Source organism: Ulvibacterium sp., from assembly GCF_965228935.1.
Classification (GTDB): domain Bacteria; phylum Bacteroidota; class Bacteroidia; order Flavobacteriales; family Flavobacteriaceae; genus Ulvibacterium.
This window is the reverse complement of sequence record NZ_OZ245846.1, coordinates 3562825-3583960: the sequence shown is the minus strand read 5'-3', so window position 1 is coordinate 3583960 and position 21136 is coordinate 3562825. Positions and strand designations below refer to the sequence as shown.

22 protein-coding genes are annotated in these 21136 nt (G+C 40.6%); 8 read left to right on the top strand and 14 right to left on the bottom strand.

Annotation, left to right across the window (positions count from 1 at the left end; genetic code table 11):
• Window positions 1–6: 6 nt before the first annotated feature.
• Window positions 7–1974, bottom strand: coding sequence for a sensor histidine kinase (locus tag ACO06Y_RS15225; protein ID WP_422079844.1), 1968 nt, complete (start codon window positions 1972–1974; stop codon window positions 7–9).
• Between the two features lie 217 nt (window positions 1975–2191).
• Between ACO06Y_RS15225 and ACO06Y_RS15220 the strand changes: the two genes are divergently transcribed.
• Window positions 2192–2488: a hypothetical protein gene (locus ACO06Y_RS15220; RefSeq protein WP_422079843.1), complete on the top strand. Its 297-nt coding sequence runs from the start codon at window positions 2192–2194 to the stop codon at window positions 2486–2488.
• A gap of 380 nt (window positions 2489–2868) precedes the next feature.
• Here ACO06Y_RS15220 and ACO06Y_RS15215 read toward each other — a convergent pair whose 3' ends face one another.
• The 8 genes from ACO06Y_RS15215 to ACO06Y_RS15180 form a co-directional block, all read right to left on the bottom strand.
• Entirely contained in the window at window positions 2869–3621 is a 753-nt protein-coding gene (locus ACO06Y_RS15215; RefSeq protein WP_422079842.1) for a LytR/AlgR family response regulator transcription factor, read from the bottom strand.
• Window positions 3622–3653: 32 nt separating this feature from the next.
• Window positions 3654–4562 (bottom strand): 1,4-dihydroxy-2-naphthoate octaprenyltransferase, encoded by a 909-nt coding sequence (menA, locus tag ACO06Y_RS15210; protein ID WP_422079841.1) that lies wholly within the window; start codon window positions 4560–4562, stop codon window positions 3654–3656.
• Window positions 4563–4569: 7 nt separating this feature from the next.
• Window positions 4570–5169 (bottom strand): SPOR domain-containing protein, encoded by a 600-nt coding sequence (locus tag ACO06Y_RS15205; protein WP_422079840.1) that lies wholly within the window; start codon window positions 5167–5169, stop codon window positions 4570–4572.
• 189 nt (window positions 5170–5358) lie between these two features.
• Window positions 5359–6189 carry a S1 RNA-binding domain-containing protein gene (locus tag ACO06Y_RS15200; RefSeq protein WP_422079839.1) on the bottom strand — a complete coding sequence of 277 codons (831 nt, stop codon included), beginning with the start codon at window positions 6187–6189 and terminating at the stop codon, window positions 5359–5361.
• An 83-nt stretch (window positions 6190–6272) separates the two neighbouring features.
• Window positions 6273–6617, bottom strand: coding sequence for a DUF2853 family protein (locus ACO06Y_RS15195; protein ID WP_422079838.1), 345 nt, complete (start codon window positions 6615–6617; stop codon window positions 6273–6275).
• Between the two features lie 20 nt (window positions 6618–6637).
• The gene (gene menD, locus ACO06Y_RS15190; protein WP_422079837.1) at window positions 6638–8416 is read right to left on the bottom strand and encodes a 2-succinyl-5-enolpyruvyl-6-hydroxy-3-cyclohexene-1-carboxylic-acid synthase; all 1779 of its coding nucleotides are present in this window, start codon (window positions 8414–8416) and stop codon (window positions 6638–6640) included.
• Between the two features lie 60 nt (window positions 8417–8476).
• Entirely contained in the window at window positions 8477–9514 is a 1038-nt protein-coding gene (locus ACO06Y_RS15185) for a chorismate-binding protein (protein ID WP_422079836.1), read from the bottom strand.
• Window position 9515: 1 nt separating this feature from the next.
• Window positions 9516–9938 carry a PaaI family thioesterase gene (locus tag ACO06Y_RS15180; RefSeq protein ID WP_422079835.1) on the bottom strand — a complete coding sequence of 141 codons (423 nt, stop codon included), beginning with the start codon at window positions 9936–9938 and terminating at the stop codon, window positions 9516–9518.
• A 75-nt stretch (window positions 9939–10013) separates the two neighbouring features.
• Between ACO06Y_RS15180 and ACO06Y_RS15175 the strand changes: the two genes are divergently transcribed.
• Together ACO06Y_RS15175 and ACO06Y_RS15170 are read left to right on the top strand one after the other, a co-directional pair.
• Window positions 10014–10655, top strand: coding sequence for an alpha/beta hydrolase (locus ACO06Y_RS15175; protein ID WP_422079834.1), 642 nt, complete (start codon window positions 10014–10016; stop codon window positions 10653–10655).
• A 2-nt stretch (window positions 10656–10657) separates the two neighbouring features.
• On the top strand, window positions 10658–11245 hold the full coding sequence (locus ACO06Y_RS15170) for a GNAT family N-acetyltransferase (RefSeq protein ID WP_422079833.1): 588 nt from the start codon (window positions 10658–10660) through the stop codon (window positions 11243–11245).
• Here ACO06Y_RS15170 and ACO06Y_RS15165 read toward each other — a convergent pair.
• The gene (locus ACO06Y_RS15165; RefSeq protein ID WP_422079832.1) at window positions 11221–12150 is read right to left on the bottom strand and encodes a hypothetical protein; all 930 of its coding nucleotides are present in this window, start codon (window positions 12148–12150) and stop codon (window positions 11221–11223) included. The two genes, ACO06Y_RS15170 and ACO06Y_RS15165, sit on opposite strands and share 25 nt — an antisense overlap.
• A gap of 157 nt (window positions 12151–12307) precedes the next feature.
• Between ACO06Y_RS15165 and ACO06Y_RS15160 the strand changes: the two genes are divergently transcribed.
• On the top strand, window positions 12308–13213 hold the full coding sequence (locus ACO06Y_RS15160) for a metallophosphoesterase (protein WP_422079831.1): 906 nt from the start codon (window positions 12308–12310) through the stop codon (window positions 13211–13213).
• 93 nt (window positions 13214–13306) lie between these two features.
• Here the strand turns inward: ACO06Y_RS15160 and dnaK are convergent, their stop codons facing one another.
• Window positions 13307–15220 carry a molecular chaperone DnaK gene (gene dnaK / locus ACO06Y_RS15155; RefSeq protein WP_422079830.1) on the bottom strand — a complete coding sequence of 638 codons (1914 nt, stop codon included), beginning with the start codon at window positions 15218–15220 and terminating at the stop codon, window positions 13307–13309.
• A gap of 169 nt (window positions 15221–15389) precedes the next feature.
• Window positions 15390–15845 (bottom strand): nuclear transport factor 2 family protein, encoded by a 456-nt coding sequence (locus tag ACO06Y_RS15150; protein ID WP_422079829.1) that lies wholly within the window; start codon window positions 15843–15845, stop codon window positions 15390–15392.
• A gap of 145 nt (window positions 15846–15990) precedes the next feature.
• Here ACO06Y_RS15150 and panB point away from each other — a divergent pair, with 145 nt between their 5' ends.
• From panB to ACO06Y_RS15130, 4 genes are all read left to right on the top strand, one after another.
• Window positions 15991–16809, top strand: a complete 819-nt coding sequence (panB, locus tag ACO06Y_RS15145; protein ID WP_422079828.1) for a 3-methyl-2-oxobutanoate hydroxymethyltransferase — start codon at window positions 15991–15993, stop codon at window positions 16807–16809.
• Between the two features lie 65 nt (window positions 16810–16874).
• Window positions 16875–17363: a signal peptidase II gene (gene lspA / locus ACO06Y_RS15140; protein ID WP_422079827.1), complete on the top strand. Its 489-nt coding sequence runs from the start codon at window positions 16875–16877 to the stop codon at window positions 17361–17363.
• A gap of 92 nt (window positions 17364–17455) precedes the next feature.
• The gene (locus ACO06Y_RS15135) at window positions 17456–17812 is read left to right on the top strand and encodes a four helix bundle protein (RefSeq protein WP_422079826.1); all 357 of its coding nucleotides are present in this window, start codon (window positions 17456–17458) and stop codon (window positions 17810–17812) included.
• Window positions 17813–17837: 25 nt separating this feature from the next.
• A complete protein-coding gene (locus ACO06Y_RS15130; RefSeq protein ID WP_422079825.1) occupies window positions 17838–18542 on the top strand; it encodes an RluA family pseudouridine synthase in 705 nt (234 codons plus the stop codon).
• A gap of 78 nt (window positions 18543–18620) precedes the next feature.
• On the opposite strand, the gene ACO06Y_RS15125 is transcribed toward ACO06Y_RS15130, so the two are convergent.
• Together ACO06Y_RS15125 and ACO06Y_RS15120 are read right to left on the bottom strand one after the other, a co-directional pair.
• The gene (locus ACO06Y_RS15125; RefSeq protein WP_422079824.1) at window positions 18621–19484 is read right to left on the bottom strand and encodes a DMT family transporter; all 864 of its coding nucleotides are present in this window, start codon (window positions 19482–19484) and stop codon (window positions 18621–18623) included.
• 3 nt (window positions 19485–19487) lie between these two features.
• Window positions 19488–21032: a hypothetical protein gene (locus ACO06Y_RS15120; RefSeq protein ID WP_422079823.1), complete on the bottom strand. Its 1545-nt coding sequence runs from the start codon at window positions 21030–21032 to the stop codon at window positions 19488–19490.
• Between the last annotated feature and the right edge of the window lie 104 nt (window positions 21033–21136).

Sequence of the window (21136 nt, the reverse complement as noted above, 5' to 3'; positions counted from 1 at the left end):
TCAAATTTATTTAAAATTGAACCAAAAACGAACCCCTTCGGCAGTTTTATCAATGTTCAATTTGGTTTGCAATTGATTGGCCAAGCGGTTCATTAATCGTATCCCCATAGAGGAATTGGTCCGTTCCTCGGTATCCTCCGGTAGGCCTACCCCATTGTCCGAGTATTCAAAAAAGCCTTCTTTGTCTCCCATTTTTCTGAGATGGATATAAATTTTGCCATTTTCCTCATTATACGGAAAGGCATATTTAAAGGAGTTGGAGACCAGTTCGTTCAAAATGAGCCCAAAGGGAATCGCTCGGTCAATATCCAATTCCACACCTTCTGCATCTATTGTAATATTGATATTATGTCCACCTTTTTTGTACACAGATTGCACACTATTGATCAGACTCTCTATATATCCCTGCATTTCAATTACTGAAAGGTCATCGTTCTGATACAACTTTTGATGAATCAATGCCATGGCCTTTACCCTACTCTTGCCTTCCTCAAGTGCTTCAATGGCCGCTTTGCTCCTCGTATTTTTCGTTTGAAGACTCAATAGGCTAGAAACCATCTGTAGGTTGTTTTTTACCCTATGATGGATTTCTTTGAGGAGCGAGTCCTTTTCTACCAAGGAGTTTTCGATAATATGTTTCTGTTCAGCGATCAACCGTTGGTTCTTTATACTTTTTAGATAGGCATACACCAAACCGGCAAATCCCAATAGCGTAAAAATCAAGGAAATGAAAACCAGGTTTATACGTTCATCCTGAGCTATCATTTCACTGCGTTGCTCTTCCAAAGCCTGTTTTTGCGCTGCCATAATGGATCGCGTGTTGGCTTTTTCCTCGGCCATGACCGTTGCCAGTTGTTGCTTTCTCAATTCCGACTCGTTGATGCTTATGGAATCATTTATACGAATGTTTTTTCGCAAATAAAACGCGGCATTTTTGTAGTCGTCGGTCCTTTCATAATAAAAGGATAGTAGTCTGTTCTTTTTTATTTTGTTTTCGGTTTTCCTGGGTTGGATATCATCGCTCAAAAAATCCGTAGCCTTTTCCAAATCTCCCAATTGGAGATAGCATTCGGCTATGGCCAAACGATTTTCGATGATATCCGGGGAATAGAGGCCTTTGCTATATGCATTCATTTCTGCAATGCTCTGCTCCAAGAAGGGAATAGCATCCTCATATTCTCCCAGTTGCAGATGGCATTTCCCGATATTCCCACGAATTTTACTGCTTAAAAGGTTAGCTTCCCGTACGTCCACATCCGACTTAATTTTGGTGACGTCGTTTAAAAACACATCTATAAAACCCTTTGCTTTTTTATATGAATTGAGTGCCGTGGGCGTAGATTTGTCCAATCTTAGATAGGTTCCCACATTATTGTAAAATTCCGCCTGGGCAAAATAGTCCTTCTCATCAACGGTTTTTTTAACGTGTTCAAAGTAATCATCCATCGCCTTGCGATGTAACCCTAAATTGGAATAGATGTCATAAAAGGCAATGTTCTCGGTTATCCCCAATTCCTTTTTTTCCTTCCGAATATCTATTTGTTCCGCATAAAGCTCCAATTTGGAATAATTCTCGTCCATGAGATTTAGCAGAATGGTCCTGGTGCCCAAATCAATACTTTCCTTTTTGGCATACAACTCCTTGTTTATCGCAAGACTCTTGTCGTAATCCCCAATATCATAATAGACCTGGGATTGCATAAGTTTGTACCGTTTTACCGCGGTGGTATCTTCTTGCTTTTGGGCATTATTGAGAAATACATTTACCGTATCCAACCAGTCATAGGCCGAATTCTCCAAATAACGATTCGGGGCGTTGAAAAAAAACTCGAATCTTTCCTCTAGCGTCTTCTGATTTTGAAATTTTCTAAAAAGACCTTCCTCTATTTCTGTAGAATCCTGTGCGACCACAGGGTACATACTAAGAAAGCAATGGAAGAATAGTATTAAAGTTTTGCCAAGCAGATCTTTCATATCATAGTAGGGAACAAAACCAAACATACGCCGTATAATGTGGTCCTGCTAAATTTTATTGTAAACCAAATTAAAGATTTGGCACGTTTCCATTATCTCAAAAACGTCTTTTTTACCATACTAATTGTCCTCAAATACGTTTTTTAACCATAACCTAAAGTAGACTTGACCAAAGCGTGGATAATCTAATCTTAATTAAGATCATATATACACGAAAATGCCATATAAACGTATATGGCTACCGTACAATGACATCAAAAAATTGAATGATAAGTTTTGGGGTGTCCTAAGGACGCTTCAAAAATATCGTATGAAGGCCTTCCTTTTGGAATATTGTTGTGTAACCCTCGTTTTTTGTTGTGAAAACCAAATTATCAATCCGAGGCTGTATTTCATCCGATTTTTTGAGCATTTGGTCGAGGTCATCCAAGAACGAATTTCTGAAAGAAGCAGGGTGGATTTCCCAGAAGTTTCAGGTTCAAAGTTTCAAGTTCCGGGTTCCGGAAAGGAGTAAGTCGATCTGCATTTCATTGGGTAAAGGAAACCAATCGGCGGGGTATACTAGGTTTTTTAAACTTCGCCCTGCCGGAGAATCAATAACCCTCTGTTTTTTAATTGAGGGCTTCACATTTTACAAAACAGGATTGCATTAACTAAAAAGAGCCCTGTCTTTACGATCAAGGCCCTTTTACGAGAACACTATATGAAAATGAAAAAACTATTTATTCAGTTTGCGCTTGCTTATTAATACACGACTAAAGTAATGCAGTTTGCGATACGGGCAAAAATAATGTTGCGAAGACACGGAAAACCGTTGTGTCCAAGCCATAAACCGTGATAAAAAAAGAAGACATGTATTACATGTCTTCCAAATTCTATTTAAAATAAAAGGTTCTAAGAGTTCATCGCAGAAATGATAAACTCCTTAAAATCCTTTGATATGGGAATCAGGGTGTTGTTGATCATTATGTCCTTGGAGTTTATGGCATCAATGTGATCAACGTTCACAATATAGGATTTATGGGCTCGGTAGAACTTGTTCTTCGGCAATTTCTCCAAATAGTCCTTCAGGGGAGATCTTACCAAAAACTTTTTATCCACGGTATTTACTTCCAAGTAAACATTGTCCGCCTTTATGAACTGTATGTCCCCAAATTGTATCCTATAATACAAATGTTGTTTTTTAACGAAAATGGAATCCTTTAAGACAGAATTGGACATCGGGGCTTCCATCGTGCCACTCTCCTCATTTCCCGATTTTCCGGCACCATAGGTGAAATTGGAAAGCGCTATTTCTATGGAAGTATATAAATCCTGTTGTTCAAAAGGTTTTACCAAATACCCATTGGGTTTTACGGTCTTGGCATTTTCTACGGTAGCACGATCAGAATTTGAGGTGACAAAAATAAAGGGTATATCATAGTTCTCCCTAATGTGTTTGCCCAGATCGATTCCTGTTTTATCGGAGGCAAGTATGATATCGATCAATACCAAATCTACCTGCTGTGTCCTTAAAACCTCTTCCGCCTGTTCGTATACAATTACGTTATCAACAATCTCATAACCAATCTCTTCTAGCATAGATTGCATATCGTCTGCAATGATAACATTGTCCTCTACGATAAGAATTTTAATAGGTTGTTCCAAAGTAGTTGTGGTTTAGATGGTTAGACTCAAAATTACAAAAAATTATTAAAACTGATATAGAATATGATGGCCATGGCAAAAGTATTCAGGGCTAATTTCTTAAGTTCCGGATCTAGCAGAACCGGGGCTTTTGTGGCATGAACACGGTGCATATGGATAAAAACTGGTATGAACGTTACAATGGAAAGAAAATGGTACCAATGCTCAAAATTCAGTAAAACAAACCAGAGCAATGTGGCAAAACCGCCAAGCAAAAGCAGTGAATGATAGGTCTTGCCGCTTTTGAATCCAATTCGTACCACAAGTGTATTTTTCCCCGCCTGGCTATCGGATTCATAATCCCTTAGATTATTGAGGTTAAGAACACCTGTGCTCAAAAAACCTATCGTACAGGCAGGCAACAGCGCTTGTGGATAAAGAATTTTGGTAATTAGGAACATCGACCCCAAAACAGCGACCAAACCGAAAAAAACAAAAACAAAAAGGTCGCCCATTCCTTTGTACCCATAGGCTGAAGACCCTACGGTATATTTTATAGCGGCCCAAACACATATTGCGCCTAATACTACAAATAATATGAGGTAATTTATGTGTTCTGTCCCAAATGCGAAATAGACTACGGCAAGAATTAAAAAAAGGTTAATAACACTGGATAGAATAATTCCCTTTTTCAATTCTTCCTTGGACAACAGTCCGCTCTGCAAAGCTCGTTTTGGCCCTATCCTGGACTCATTGTCCGTACCTTTGACCCCATCACCATAATCATTGGCCAAATTTGATGTAATCTGAAATCCTATTGCCGCCAATAATGCCAAGATGGATACAAGGGTATCTACTTTTCCGTAAAAGTTAGCTAAGGCCGTTCCTACAATAATGCCGGACACGGATAATGGTAGGGTCCTTAAACGAACGGCATCCAACCAAATTTTAGTCTTCGGCAAAGCTTCGTTAATAAGGATCTTCTATTTGGATTCGTTTGCCATCCTGATAAGAGGCAACGAAAGCATCCTGAAAACCTAGATCTACGAGCTGCTTTCTAAATTTCTGGGCCTCTTCCAAAGTTTCAAAATTTCCAAGGGAATAGGAATAGAATGGGTTGGTCTTAACGAACATGGTATTTGTAAGCGCCTTTGAAGCAAGTGTTACATTGTTGTCCACAAAAGATTTAACCTGAACGGAATATATTTTTTCCTTTTCCAAAAACTTCTTGGCCAAATAAAATTCATTTACCAAACTAAGCTCCTGGTTCTGTTGCTTAAGATTATCTATCCGTGTTTTTATGGCATCCAAGCTATCAATGGATACCAAGAGGTTTTCCTGCTTTTCAAAACCATTGGAACTACTTAGACCAGCCGTAAAAGAGGTAATGGCAAGTGTTCCGATAAGAAAAAGTGCCGTAACACCGGCTAGGACGTTTCGCTGTATTTTGCTTTTTTTGAGTTCCTTGTTCTTGAACTTTATTTGATCCAGAAGACGTTCGTTGATAATCTGGGCCTTATCGATATCCTTGTGCAATTCCAATAAATCGCTTTCTTCAATAAATGGCATGTAGCATGTAGTTTTAGGGGGTATACATTATGTTAAAGTTAACCAAAATACTTTAATCTTAACAAAGTGCTAATACCCTTTGTTGCAAAAATATAACTTTTGATGGTATAGGGAAGGAAAACTGTGGTTAAAATGGTATAGTAAATTGATTTTCATTTCATTAAAGAAAAGTCAATTCAAAATTTCCGTTCAAATGGCCTGGATTCCATTTGCCTTTATTTCTATTTTTCGGGCCTTATATAAAGTTCCTATCCCCTTCTTGAACGTTTTTTTGCTCATTTGAAGTATTGCTTTAATCGCTTCAGGGTCGGATTTGTCATGAAGCGCTAAAAAACCATCATGCTGTAACAGGGTTTCATATATTTTATTTGCGGCTGGTTCCAGAACATTTACTCCCAATGGTTGAAGTGATACATCAATTTTATTATCGGGGCGTATACGTTTAATAACCCCTTTAGTATTGTCCCCTACGGCTACCCTTTTGAAGATTTCATTAGAATAGACCAGCCCTTTATGCTGGTTATTAATGATTACCTCCCAACCCAAATCCGTTCTTCGGGTAAAAATCAAATCTACTACTTCCCGTTCCTTGATGGATAGATTTTCATTGTCCAAAAATTTGTCCAGTTTATTGGATGCTACCAATCGGTTTGTTTTGGTATCCAAATAACAATGCACCACATACCAATACCCTTCTTTCATTTTTGATCTTTGCTCCCTAAACGGCACCAAAAGATGTTTTTCCAGGCCCCAGTCCATAAAAGCTCCAAACTCGTTTACCTCGGCTACATGCAACAACTGGAACTCGCCCCTTGCGATTTCTGGTCGTAACGTGGTCGCTATAGGTCGCTCTTCATGATCTAAATAGCAGAAGACTTCAAGCTCTTCTCCTATTTCATACGTTTTGGGAACATATTTGTTCGGTAGAAGCACCTCGTTGCCTTCATCATCGCCCAGAAAAAGCCCCACACTGGTATCCCTTAAAATCTGTAAATGATTAAATTTTCCAAGTAAAAACATATTGCAAAAATAACATTTATAAGTCCCACAAAAAAAGCCGTCCGCCAATTGGCGGACGGCTTTTAGTCCATAAAAGTCTTCTACTAGTTATACGCAGAAGCCTTGTCAAAATGCTTGCACAACATATAGTACACAACGGCCCTATATTTACTTTTTACGGAACTACCATAGTTATCCACTACGGTCTTAACGGCATCCATCAATTGAGGTCCATCCGCCAAACCCAACTTTTTTACTAAATAATTGTTCTTAACGGTTTCCAATTCCTTGTCGTCCGCCCCGGATACTTTTGAAGCGTCCAAATTGTAAATGGCAGGACCCAAGCCAATGGTAACTTTGGTCAATAGATCCATATCTGGAGTTTCACCAAATTTTTCCTTAATGTCCGCTGCGTACTTGGCAATCAATTCATCTCTTTTACTGCTCATAATAGTTAGTGTTCTATATGTTAATGGTTAATAAAATCCGAAGATAAAAAATCAAAATAACCGAGCAAAATTTTATTGTTCAATAATCTTGGCGTACAAATTTCCAATAATTTGGGTTTACTGGAGGGTTTGTAAAAACCTTTTAATCCATCTTCCAATTCCTTGGCAGAAGTCGCTTTGATATGCTCAAATCCATATAAATCACAGAGGTGCTTTGCTTCCAGATTTTGGACAGTTTCAAAGTAGGTCTCAAAATTTGGGGTGTCCTCCTGACCTGGTAAAATCCTAAAAATCCCGCCGCCGCCATTGTTGATCAACAGTATCCTGAAATCCGGTCGGATGTATTCGTTCCATAAAGCGTTGCTATCATAAAAAAAGCTTAAGTCCCCAGTAATCAACAATGTAGGTTCCTTACTAAAGATGGAAGCCCCAATGGCAGTGGAGGTACTACCATCTATCCCACTGGTACCACGGTTACAAAACATTTTTATAGAAGGATGCCAGTTAAAAAGCTGGGCATAACGAACAGTGGAACTATTGGCCAGATGTAGTTGATAGTCCTTCGGCACACCTTGGCTAACGTAATGAAAGGCCAAGAGATCAGAAAACGGAATCTGGTGTATATATTCCATTCTTTTCAACTTAAAGCTTTTCTTTATATTCAGCCAATACCCACGATAATCGGTTTCCACATTTTCTTCGGTACCACCGGACAGGGCAATTTTCAGAAAGTCATTTGGATCCATTTTTATATGATGGGAAAGCGAAAAGAAAGTATCGTAGGCCTTTATTTCATCAATATGCCAATGCTGTTCGACTCGATATCGCCGAAGAAATGCCTTGATTTTTTTAGAAACGATCAATCCTCCAAAGGTGAGCAGAATTTCAGGTTGCAGTTGCTTAAACAAATCATCCTTTTGATCTACTTTTTCTATTGGGGCAATTATGGTATCAATACTTGAAAAGAAGCTAGGGTGATGTAGATTTGAAGTTGTTTCTGTAAAAACGATCACCGATGGGTCATGGGCCAATATATCCAAGACCTGTTTATCTATTCCATTTGGTTGGCTTACGCCTACCAGGACCATCTTGCGCTTGGCAGTTTTCCACATTTTGGCGAAGCGCTCTAAACCGGAGCCTGCTAACCCATCCTCTTCTTTGTTAAAAATCAAACCGGGCTTCACGGTACCAGGATCAACGAAGTCGTACAAAGGCTCCTCAAAAGGAACATTGATATGGACAGGGGTTTTATGCGTACATGCTAAATTTATCGCTTTGTTCAAGCTCTCATCATTGAAAGACTGTATTTTCCGCTGTGTATTTTCAATTGTGCTTTCAGTAATTAAATTCGGGGCATATTTTTTTACTTCCTCCGTGGCATGTGAAACATCCTGTCTTAAATTAACGGAACACCCTATATGCCTTTGAAACACATCGTCCTGACGTATCGTCTGCCCATCCCCGATATCTATTTTATAGCTAGGCCTATCAGCTGAGATAACAACAAGGGGAATATTGCTGTAAAAAGCCTCAGCGACTGCCGGATAATAATTCAAAAGGGCACTGCCCGAGGTACACACCAGAGCGACGGGCTTTTGTAAACGTTGTGCGATCCCAAGGGCAAAGAAAGCGGCACAACGCTCGTCCACAATGCTGAAACATTTAAAAAAGGGGTTTTCCGAAAACCCAATGGTCAAAGGAGCGTTTCGCGAACCCGGAGAGATAACAATATTTTGGACGCCTTTTGCCTTACAATGCAAAACAATGGACTGAGCCGAGGGAATAGTGGAATATCTCATGCAGGGCAAAAATACAACGAGGGCAATTCTAAACCAATCTAAACCGTAAAAACTAGGGTTTTAAAGAAGCTCTAACAAGGTTCTACTTTTGTCCACCGTCTCCTCCCATTCCTTTTCAGGGTTTGAGTCTTGGGTGATACCTCCACCGGTATAAACGATGGCCTGGCTCCCCTTGATTTGCGCACAACGGAGATTTACATATAGGTTGGTTTCAAAGCCAAAATTCAGTTCTCCCAAAAAACCGGTGTAAAATTCCCTATCATAGTCTTCGTTATTATGAATGAACTCAAGTGCCGGTCGCTTAGGAAAGCCACAGATTGCAGGTGTAGGATGCAGGAACCTGATAATCGGCTCCAGACCGTCTTCCAAAAGAACTCCGGAAATCTTGGTCCGTAAATGAAGTAGATTCCCGGCCTGGACCGATTCTATTTCTCCTTTTTGAATATGGGTAGCTTTATCCTTTAGTATATCCAGAATGTAATCCGTTACCAAATTTTGTTCTTCCAACTCCTTTTTCCCCCATATAGTTTGGCTGTGTTCGATATAAGGTTGTGTGCCCGCCAATGAGATTGTGGTAAACTCCCTATCGCAGACCTGTAACAAAACCTCCGGGGTGGCTCCCAGCCAAAGGCCTATTTTAGGATGAAACCACAAGTAGCAGAATGCATTGGGGTAGCTGGGTAAAAGATTTAGGAATAAATCCAGTGGGCTCTTGCTAAAATCTACTTCGATCTTACGGGACAGCACAACTTTTTTGAAATCCCCCTGTTGTATGGCAGCTACACTCTTTTGGACCATATCGAGATGAAGGCGTTTCTGCCTTATATCCACGTCTATTTCCCTATTTTTTTTGCGATTGGGGAAGGCGCCCAGATCAAATTCGGCCCCATGTTTTTCATCGACTTGTAAAAGCAAGGTCGGTTCCCATTCAAAGGCGGCCATTACAAACCCTGTTTCCGTGAAGTCCTGGACAGAACGTAGTTTATTGTCTTTCTGAAAAAGAGCGGTTACTTGAGCCTGATTTGGTTTCTTGTAAACAACGAAAGGAAGCCGGTCCCTAAATTGGGCGGACACCTTGTCCATGAGTTCCAAAGGCATATCAATTTTTTGGTAAGGAAATGGTGGTCAATTTGCAGGAAGAAATCAAATTTTCCTCCGCATCCCTAATCTTAATTTCCCATAATTGGGTAGTACGCCCTTTATGGATCAGAACGGCCCTGGCGAACACCTCGCCATCACGTATGCTTTTCACATGATTGGCGGATATCTCTATACCTCGGACAAAAAATTTCTCGGCGTCCAAAAAAATATAGGAAGCCATACTCCCAACACTTTCGGCCAAAGCTACCGATGCCCCGCCATGTAACACACCATCGGGTTGATGGACCTTTGCATTGACCGGCATTTTGGCGACCAGATAATTCTCCCCAACATCAATATATTGGATCTCCAAGTTTTCCATCATTGTGTTTTTGGAAGATTCGTTGCAGACCTTCAAAATTTTTTCCTTAAAATCGTTCATGAAACCTTTTTTTTGCAAAACTACATATTGCCCTGTGAACAAATGGCACTACCCGGTAATAGATTTTAAAATATCATGAAAGAAAAAAGAATTCGCTACCGCACCACCGGCACCTATGAAACATTGAACCATTTGGGCAAATCCCCAAAAAATGTATGGATCGTACTTCATGGGATGGGATATCTAAGTCGATTTTTCCTGAAACATTTTAAGGGACTGCCCCCGGATGAAAACTATATCATTGCGCCCCAAGCCCCCTCCAAGTATTATTTGAACGATGCGTACAAACATGTAGGGGCCAGTTGGCTGACCAAAGAAAACACGGTCTTGGAAACCCAAAATGTATTGGCTTATTTGGATGCGATATGGGAAGCTGAAAACATTCCCGAAAACTGCAAGCTGATTGTTCTCGGTTTCTCACAAGGGGTTTCGATTGCTACCCGATGGGCAGTCCACAAAAAACTACGAATACATCAATTAGTGCTTTACTCCGGTGGGATCCCAAATGAACTACGGCCGGAGGACTTTGACTTTTTGGCGGAGAATGAGACCGAAATCAAAGTTTTTATGGGCAACAAAGATGAATTCATCACCGAGAAAAGATTGAAGGAAGAACTTAAAAAAATTGAGTCGCTATTTGAAGGGCGTGCCCAAGTCGTTATTTTTGACGGTGGTCATGAACTTAAAAAAGAAATCATTAACAGCTTAATAGAATAGCAGTGGCATTCATTTTGGAAAACATAAGGGTAAAGCTTACCTCGCTGAAACTGGAAGATTGTGACCATTTGTTTCCCATTGCGAAGCAAGAAAAACTGGTCCAATACTCCCCTTCCGATATTGCTACGCCAGCTGCATTAAAAAATTATATAAGGATAGCATTGGAGCAGCAGCTACAAAAGACCAGCATCCCATTTGCTATTTTTGACAAAAAAATGCTTTCTTATGCGGGTTGTACCCGATATATGAATATTGATTGGCATAACAAGGTCCTGCATATTGGATCTACTTGGATAGGAAGGGAATTTCAGGGAACCGGACTCAACGCCAATGTAAAATTCTTGATGTTGCAACATGCCTTCGAGGTGATGGACTTTGAAAAGGTGGAGTTCCGCATAGATGAAAGAAATGCGCGCTCTAGGAAAGCAGTGGAAAAACTCGGCGCGAAACTGGAAGGCATATTGCGGGAGAATGTATATCTCCTGGATGGCTTTAAAAGAAATACCTGTTGTTATGGAATTTTATACCATGAATGGAAGAAAATTAAGCTGGAGCGCTTTAAAGGCTATTCCTCCTCTGCCTCTTCCTGAAATTCATAGTATTTTATCCGTCTCGTGGTATAGGCATTATCAGGAGTAACAATTTGCTTCACCCAGTTACCACTTTCCCCGTCATCATATTGGTAGATGTAGTCCTTGACCTTTTCGGAGTTTCCTTTTTTTTCAACTAATCTTGAGAGTGTCCCATTGTCGTCATAAGTAAATAGCGTGGTTTGTTCCGGTGCAAATTGTTGGGTCTTTTCATCGTATCCAAAATGGATCGTTGAAAGTAATTGGCCGGAGACATCGAATATTTCTTCCGTAGCGGCAAGAGGATCTCCATTTAGGAATTTTTTGGTCAACACCACTTTTTCGCTGGTTCCCTTCTTTGTTTTGCGATTGGAGGTCCGAATGGATTTTTGCTCAACACCATTTAACCTATAGGTTTTGGTTTGCTCGTCCTTATATGATGTATATTCAATATTGGTCTCGTCCGTACCGTCATTGTTGGTCCGAATAATTTTAACCACTCTGTCATCGGCATCATAAAAATATTCATACTGATCTAGGAACTCCTTCTCATAGGAAACTATTTTTTCGGTAATCTTTTTGGTGTCTGTAGTATCCAATTCATAAAAATGGGCAATGGACGTACTTGTATCAAAGGTATTTCCGCGATAATTCTCCAAGCGCTTTTCCTTAAGAAAGCCCATATCATATTGGTAATAGGTAATATCGTAGTCCGAGTCGTTATAACGGGTCACCGATTTTGCCAAGAGCCCATTTTCATCAAAGTCATACTCTTCCTTTCCGTAATCGGTAATGACCAAGCACGACTTTACATCACCCCTTAAATCAAAATCTTCCTTGGTGAATATCCTAATTTCTTGTGAAAAGGTATCTATTGCAACCAAGTTTAAAATCGAACAAAAAAACAGTATGTAGTTTTTTATCATAGTATTAATTTGGTGATTTCAATAGTGCCAAAGTTTAAAATACCTTCTCTCATCAAAAGTACTTTATTTAAAATCAATTTCCATACCAGAAATTACCATAAAATAGTATTGCGTCCTATCTTTATCGAGGCCAAGTCCTGTCCCGAAAAACAAAATCATGATACGAACCTTATTATTTGTACTTCCTTGGTTTGTACTATTGGGTTGCTCCCAAAAAAAGAAAATCACTACGGATTTTCCAGAATTTGAGATAGGGGTTGTCGCAGATTGCCAATATTGTAATTGCAAACCGGGCGGTATAAGACATTACCGGCAATCACCCAAGAGGCTACAACATGCTGTGGATACACTAAACAAACACCCATTGGATTATACCATTCATTTGGGGGATTTTATTGACCGGGATTTTGAAAGTTTCGATAGTGTCACTCCTATCTGGTCGACATTGAAGTCAAATCGATTCCATGTGTTGGGAAACCATGACTTTAGTGTGGCCGATTCGTTAAAACCTTATGTTCTTGAAAAAATGGAATTGAAAGATCGCTATTATAGTATCCTAAGGAACAAATGGCGATTTATTGTCCTTGATGGGAATGACCTAAGCTTACATGGCACACTTTCTGAATCCAAAAAGCGCCAGACCGATTCACTTTTTAATCTATTGAAAGGGAAAAACTTGCCCAATTTGGTATCGTGGAACGGCGGCTTGAGTAACGATCAATTGGATTGGGTAAAAAATCAATTGGAACTCGCCACGTTGAACGGAGAACGCGTGGGCTTGTTCTGCCATTTTCCGGCTTTGGGCACATCCAATACCCATAATTTATGGAATTATCAACAATTACTTGGGCTTGTTGAAGATTATGATTGTGTAAAATTCTACTTCAACGGCCATAACCATACTGGCGATTATATTGAAAACGATGGTGTGCATTACTTGACCTTCAAGGGAATGGTGGATACCCGAGACAGTACTTCGTTCGCAAGGGTAGCCTTTAAAAAAGATTCGATTTTTGTAACCGGCTATGGAAGGGAACCTTCAAGAAGGTTTAAAATAAAATAGTCGATCATAAGTCTTTCATTTGTGAAAAAATTGAATTAAAAAGGCACTAACAATTATGCTAGTGCCTTTTAACAATTATCCTGATATGAGTGTTTATTTCACCTCTTCAAAATCTACGTCCTCAACGTTATCACCTTCCTTGGCGTCTCCCCCACTGGCCGCTTCCTGTCCATTGGACGATGCGTCACCAGCCTGTTGTGCTTCTGCCTGTGCTTTGTACATCTCCTCTGAAGCAACTTTCCAAGCTTCATTGATTTTCTCCAAAGCGGGAGTGATTACAGCCAAATCCTTACTCTCATAGGCTTTCTTAAGTTCCTCCAAGGCATCCTCGATCGGCTTTTTCTTGTCGTCGGACAATTTGTCCCCGAATTCCTTTAATTGCTTTTCAGTCTGGAATATCATGCCATCGGCCTCATTGAGTTTGTCCGCTGTTTCCTTCGCCTTTTTATCGGATTCGGCATTGGCTTCGGCCTCGGCCTTCATTTTTTCGATTTCCTCTTCGGTCAATCCGGAAGATGCCTCGATACGAATGTCCTGGGACTTATTCGTAGCTTTATCCGTAGCGGAAACCTTAATGATACCATTGGCATCGATATCAAAGGTGACTTCTATTTGAGGTGTTCCCCTGGGTGCGGGAGGAATTCCATCTAAATGAAAACGCCCTATAGTCTTGTTATCCCCTGCCATGGGCCGTTCTCCTTGCAGTACGTGAATCTCCACAGAGGGTTGATTATCCGCCGCAGTGGAGAATATCTGTGATTTTTTGGTAGGGATGGTAGTATTCGCATCGATTAATTTGGTCATTACACTTCCCATGGTCTCAATGCCCAGGGATAACGGAGTAACATCCAATAACAACACATCTTTTACATCTCCGGTCAATACCCCACCTTGAATAGCTGCACCGACGGCAACTACTTCATCTGGGTTCACCCCTTTGGAAGGTTTCTTCCCAAAAAACTTTTCAACGGCCTCTTGTACGGCAGGGATTCGAGTAGATCCACCCACCAAGATAATTTCATCGATATCACTCTTTGAAAGTCCAGCGGCTTTCAATGCCGTTTCACAAGGTTCTATGGTACGTTTGACCAAATCGTCGATCAATTGCTCAAATTTGGAACGAGACAGACTGCGCACCAAGTGCTTGGGTCCGGATGCCGTTGCCGTTACATAAGGTAGATTGATCTCCGTCTGCGAAGAGGATGACAATTCAATTTTTGCCTTCTCGGCAGCCTCCCGTAAACGTTGCAGGGCCATGGCGTCCTCACGCAAATCAATGCCTTCGTCCTTTTTGAACTCCTCGGCCAACCAATCAATGATTTTCTGATCCACATCATCACCACCCAAATGGGTATCCCCATCCGTGGCCAATACCTCAAATACACCATCGCCCAATTCCAAGATGGAAACGTCATGCGTACCTCCTCCAAAGTCAAAGACCACTACCTTTTGATCGGTATGTTTTTTATCCAGCCCATAAGCCAAGGATGCTGCAGTCGGTTCATTGATAATACGTTCTACGGTAAGTCCAGCAATTTCCCCTGCCTCCTTGGTTGCTTGGCGTTGTGCATCATTAAAATAGGCCGGTACCGTAATGACGGCCTTCGAAACGTCCTGTCCCAAATAATCCTCCGCGGTCTTTTTCATCTTTTGAAGAACCATTGCCGAAAGCTCTTGGGGAGTATATAAACGCCCGTCTATATCCACACGGGGCGTATCGTTATCACCTTTAACCACTTTATAGGGTACACGTTCCGCTTCCTTGCTGGACTCGGAATACTTGTTTCCCATGAACCGTTTAATCGAATAAACCGTTTTTCCCGGATTGGTCACTGCCTGTCTTTTGGCCGGATCGCCGACCTTGATCTCGCCGTCCTCCACAAACGCAATGACCGAAGGAGTGGTCCTTTTGCCTTCCGCATTGGGAATGACCACCGGTTCATTGCCTTCCATCACGGAAACACAGGAATTGGTAGTACCCAAATCTATTCCTATTATCTTACTCATTCTTTATGTTTTAAATATTAGTCTTTTTTTTACAGTCGCTTTTGAAGTGTCAAACAATATGCCAAGGGAAGGGAAACTGACAGGATGTCATTTTGGAAATGGATGGGCCTGGAAATACAAAGTAAATTAGCTCTTAGTAAGGCTGACAAGCATAAAACAAGTCATGAAATCAATCACAACCTTCCTTCCTTCGGGTATCGATAAGATAAATGATTTTCCAATCACCTGAATCCTTGAACAATTGAAAGGAATTGACCCCACAATGATGGAATTCCCCATTGATCCAAAACTCATAGGGTGTCCAAGCATGGGCCATGGTACCATCCATTTGTATGTTATAGGATAGGATTTTCTCCTTAAACTTTGTAGTTTCCGGTATGCCCACAATTGATTTGAGAAAATCATGGAACTTATCCTTTCTTACATACGCCTCTCCTTTTTTGTCCCTTGCAATGGTCTGTAAGACAATGGTATCGGAAACGGACTGCTTGATAATCGTGGAGTCCTGTTTATGAAATCCGTCAAAAAAGGTTTCTATAGTTTTTTGTACGGCGACCCTTTCGTTTTCCTGGGCGAAGGTCGTGGAAAAGGCAATGATAAAAAGAAGGTTTATTGCGTACTTCATTCATATCGATTTAAGTCAAAAGTAAGGAAAGATTATTCATGTTGGTTCGCAACCTTCGGAATCGGTGAAATGGCCACGCAATGTTTGGTATAAAAATGGGAATACGGACAATTTCCTTACATTTATCCCGCTTAAAAAAAACTAGATGTCAACTGCAAAAAAAGAATACAAACGGGTAACGGTGAAGTCGCTCGTGGAAATGAAAAAAAATGGGGAGAAGATTTCCATGCTTACCGCATATGACTATTCCATGGCCAAAATCGTGGATGCTGCCAATGTGGATGTCATTTTGGTAGGCGATTCCGCAAGTAACGTTATGGCCGGCCATGAGACTACGCTACCCATAACTTTGGATCAGATGATCTACCATGCAACATCCGTTGTCCGAGCCATAAAAAGAGCTTTGATCGTCGTGGATATTCCCTTTGGCAGTTATCAAAGTGATCCCAAAGAGGCTTTACGTTCCGCTATCCGGATTATGAAGGAGAGTGGGGCCCATGCCATTAAATTGGAAGGTGGTATTGAGATAAAGGAGTCTGTAAAGCGAATCCTCAACGCAGGAATACCGGTTATGGGCCATTTGGGCCTTACGCCCCAAAGCATATATAAATTCGGAACATACACGGTACGGGCCAAGGAAGAGGAAGAGGCCCAAAAACTGATGGAAGATGCCAAGCTTTTGGAAAAATTGGGATGTTTTGGTATTGTGCTCGAAAAAATTCCGGCCGCCTTGACGAAGAAAGTTTCCGAAGGTCTTTCTATCCCCACTATTGGAATCGGGGCCGGTAAATATGCGGACGGCCAGGTGCTCGTTATCCATGATCTATTGGGAATGACCCACGAGTTCAACCCCCGTTTTTTGAGACGATACATGAACCTTTATGAGGATATGGGCAATGCGATCTCCGGATATGTAAATGATGTAAAAAATAAGGATTTTCCCAGTGACGAGGAACAGTATTGAGGTTTCCGATTTAGTAGGAAGCATCAGCATTTTTTATCGCTGAAAAATACATCCTGAAGAAGATTATGTACAAAAAGATAGGCATATTGGTTTTGGTATTATTGAATATTGGTTGCGATCAACTTTCAAAGGATATTGTACGGAAAAATGTTGCGCCCATGGATTACATCCAGGTCGTTAGGGAAAACCTTATCTTGACCAATGTGGAAAACACCGGGGCCATGTTGGGATTTGGTCAAAGCCTACCTCCTATTCCAAAACTTATATTTCTCCAAATCCTTCCCGTTTTGGTTTTGCTCATTTTGTTGTTTCGCGTCCTTCAAAAATCGAATTTGAACAAGTGGCTCATTATTGCATTTGCATTTGTCATCGGTGGTGGTATCGGCAATCTTATAGACCGTATCCTTCATGGCTCCGTAACCGACTTTTTTCAAATTAAGATCGGATTTCTACGAACTGGGATTTTTAATATGGCCGACGTCTCGGTCACCATTGGGGTTTTGCTGATTCTTTTTCTTTCCATCGGGAATAAAAAAAGAGTTCTAGAATTATAAAGATTATTGGAAGGTTGGATAACTGGAAGGTTGCATAACATGGGATTATTGGGAAGAATTAGTTTTTGGAAAGTGAAAGATAACTTTTCATTATGGCACATAGATTTAAAAGCCCGGAAATATGGAAACTTAGCCGATCGTTTTGTTTGAACATATATGAATTGACAAGCACTTTCCCGGATTCGGAAAAATTTGGATTGACCAATCAATTACGAAGAGCTTCTTTCTCTGTTGCTTCAAATATTGCCGAAGGCTCATCTAGAAAATCGAACAAGGATTTCAACCGATTTTTGGAAATCGCGGTTGGTTCAATGTATGAAATAGAAACCCAATTACTCATAGCTTCCGATTTGGGATTTATACGGCAAAAAGAATTGGACATGTTCTTGGGGAAACTTGATTCCATTGTGAAAATGACTTCTAAATTCAAGGTCTCCCTTTCGAAATAAAACAATAAAAAATCCAATAGTCCAATTGTCAAAGAATCAAAACAACCAAAGATCCACCCCCCAAAACCTCCAAGTGCTCCATGAGGACAATCATATCATCGTTATTAACAAAAGGCCAGGGGATATCGTTCAAGGGGACAAGACGCAAGATATGCCTTTGAGTGAAATCGTAAAACGCTACATCAAAAAAAAGTATAACAAGCCGGGCAATGTATATCTCGGGGTAGCCCATAGGTTGGATAGGCCCACTTCCGGTATCGTGGTCTTTGCAAGAACTTCCAAGGCCTTGACCCGACTCAACAAAATCTTTGCGGGGAAAGAAGCGAAAAAGACCTATTGGGCCGTAGTTAAGAATCCTCCAAAAAAGAAAGAGGATGTTTTAACGCATTGGCTGAAACGAAACCCAAAACAAAACAAATCGTATGCCCATGAAAATGAAGTCAAGGATAGCAAAAAAGCGATCCTGGCGTATAGGATTATCCGGGAACTTAATAACCACTATCTTCTGGAAATTGATCTGAAAACGGGAAGACATCATCAAATTCGTGCGCAATTGACGGCCATTGAAAGTCCCATAAAAGGTGATTTAAAGTATGGTTTTAATCGAAGTAATCCCAATGGCAGCATACATCTCCATGCTAGACAACTTTCCTTTATCCATCCGGTAAGTAAGGAAATGGTGGAATTCCTTGCACCTCCCCCTTCGGATTCCATTTGGAATGCCTGTTGAGTTTTTCCTTACTTAAAATCCATTTGGTATAGAATCGTAGACGTAAACCGTATTCTTAAAATCGATAATACGGGAAGACTATTTATAAGAGCGTATACTTTCCATAATTACCGAGGCCAAAATCATGATTCCTCCCAATACCGTAGTCCAAGTAGGAATCTCGGAAAGGAACAAGGCCCCGATTATAATTCCATAGATTGGTTGAATACAACTGAGTATACTAACGGTTGTAATCGAAAAATGCTTGAACGTATTGATGAACATGGTATGCCCCAAAGCTGTGGTAATAACGATTAAACCCGCCAATCCCGGCCATTGATCCTTTATCTCCGCAAGGTCGTACATAAAATACACGGGCAGCAACAAAACGGTAATAATAACCAATTGATAGGTCATTAAAACAGACCCATTGTACCTGTCTACCTTAGTCTTTAAAATTAGGTTGCGGACGGCATAACAGAACGCGGAAAATACGCCAAAACCAATGGCTATGGTATGGCCATTATCAAAACTGAAATCGGGAACCAAAAAATAAATCCCGAAAAGTACTAAAAGGGCCAACACCAAATGAACGGCCTGAAACTTGACCTTTAGAAAAAAAGGCTCCAAAAAAGCGGTAATGACGGGATAGGTAAAGAGGGACAGCATCCCAACGGCCACATTGGAAAGTTGCAATGCCTTAAAATAAGAGAGCCAGTGGATACACATCAAAAACCCACTTAAAAGGATAGGAAAAACATCCCGCTGGCGCAATCGAAATGATATACCCCGCCATTTGCAATAGACCAGCAATAGGAAAAAGGCCATAGCGGCACGTATTCCAATGGTCAATGGGACTGGCAAGTCAATAAACTTTCCGAACGGACCCGAGGTGCCCAATAACAGCATCGAAATGTTTATCTCAATAAAATTACGGGTACTTAGGTTGGTTTTCGTATCCAAATGCTAGCGTGTAAGTTTCATGGCTTTTTCACGGATGATTTCCGCAACGGGCTTGTTCTTTAAATGGCTCTCTAGCCAAGAAATAATATCCAGATACAAAAATGCCCTTTTTTCATAGGGATGCTCCTCATATTTTTTCAATTGGGCATGCAACTTCTCAAATTCGCCTCGAAGTTCGTGGGGATAAATATTCCCCAAATTCCGCAAAAACTTGATCATCTCCTTTTGAACGGCATGCAGATCGTTCATCTTCAACAAAAATTTATAGGTGCTTTTTAGTTGTACTTCCAAATGGTAGTCCATACCGGCCTCATAATGTGCCACCAAACTCAATACCCGGGCAAAGCACATCAAATCTTCCCTCATTTTTAAACTCTTGTTGTCAATAATTTTCTTCAAATACTGGATACACATTTTATTGTCCCCAACACCGAAGTATAAACATGCAATCTTATAATACAAGATCATGATATGGTGGGCATCGATACGCTGTTTGTGTTTGCCTATACCATACTCGATTATCTTCACCAGATATAGTCCTTTTTCAAAAGTCCCTTCCAAAAAATGAAGATTCAGTTTATTGGCATTGAGGTATAAAAAAGCCAAGGAGGAGATATTGTCGTTTTTTGGAAAGCTATTGGTATTTACAATTTGCTCCAATTTTTCAAGTGTTTCTTTAAATTGAGAGCTGTATTTTACATAAAACAAGGATTCTAACAAATAATGGTTCCCTTTCAGGAAAAACACGGGATTTAGGTTGATCATATCCGGCCGTTCATAGAAAAGGTCTACCCATTTGCTTGCGTATTTATAGGACGACAAAAAGTCCTGAACCAAAAAACTGTACCATAAATGGGCCTTGTACAGCCACAGTTTTTCCCGGAACCCCAAATCTTCCAAGTTGTATTTGGGCAATTGCCGCTCAAAGTAGCGCTTTACCCTGGTATAGTCCTCGTCGCTGCGCACATAGCCCAACTTCAACATCAATCCATAGAGTTGCAAGGATAAATTGCTCAATTTACTGGTCATCACATTCTGTGCGGAGAGTTCCTTGGCCTGTATGGCCAGTTCATCTGCCCTGTCCGGAATACTTCTGGTGATGTATTGGGTCTCAATTATTTTTTCCAATTCAACAATTTCGTAGGCAATATTCTTCTCCTCGTTTTCTATGGCCGTGGCCTTGGCCTTATCCAAGATTTTGAGGCTTTGTTTATACAGTCCTTTTTGATAAAGGATTGTGGCAAAGTCCAACTGTTCCCGAATTTGGACCCGGACATTCTGGTTTACCGGGTTCAATCGTAGACTCACCAAAATTTGACGGTATAAATGTGCCTTTAGATTGGACAGTTGCGCCTTTTTTACGATTCCGCTGGCCAAAATGACCCGCTCATCATACGCCTTGATTTTGTCCAGAAGATTAAAAAGTGCCAAAAATTTGGCATCGGTATTCACTCCCAACCGGCCTACATAGAGCTTAAATTGTCTTTTCTCGGATTTTGAAAGGGATTTCACCAGTACGAACAGTGCATCTTTATGCTCACTTGTCATCGTAAAAAATTGTATTTAAGTAATTGTCATTCAGATTTTTAAAAAACCGAAAAAGTGGATAAACGTTGTAAATGTTATTCTAAATTTTAGGTCGTTTGTCCTAT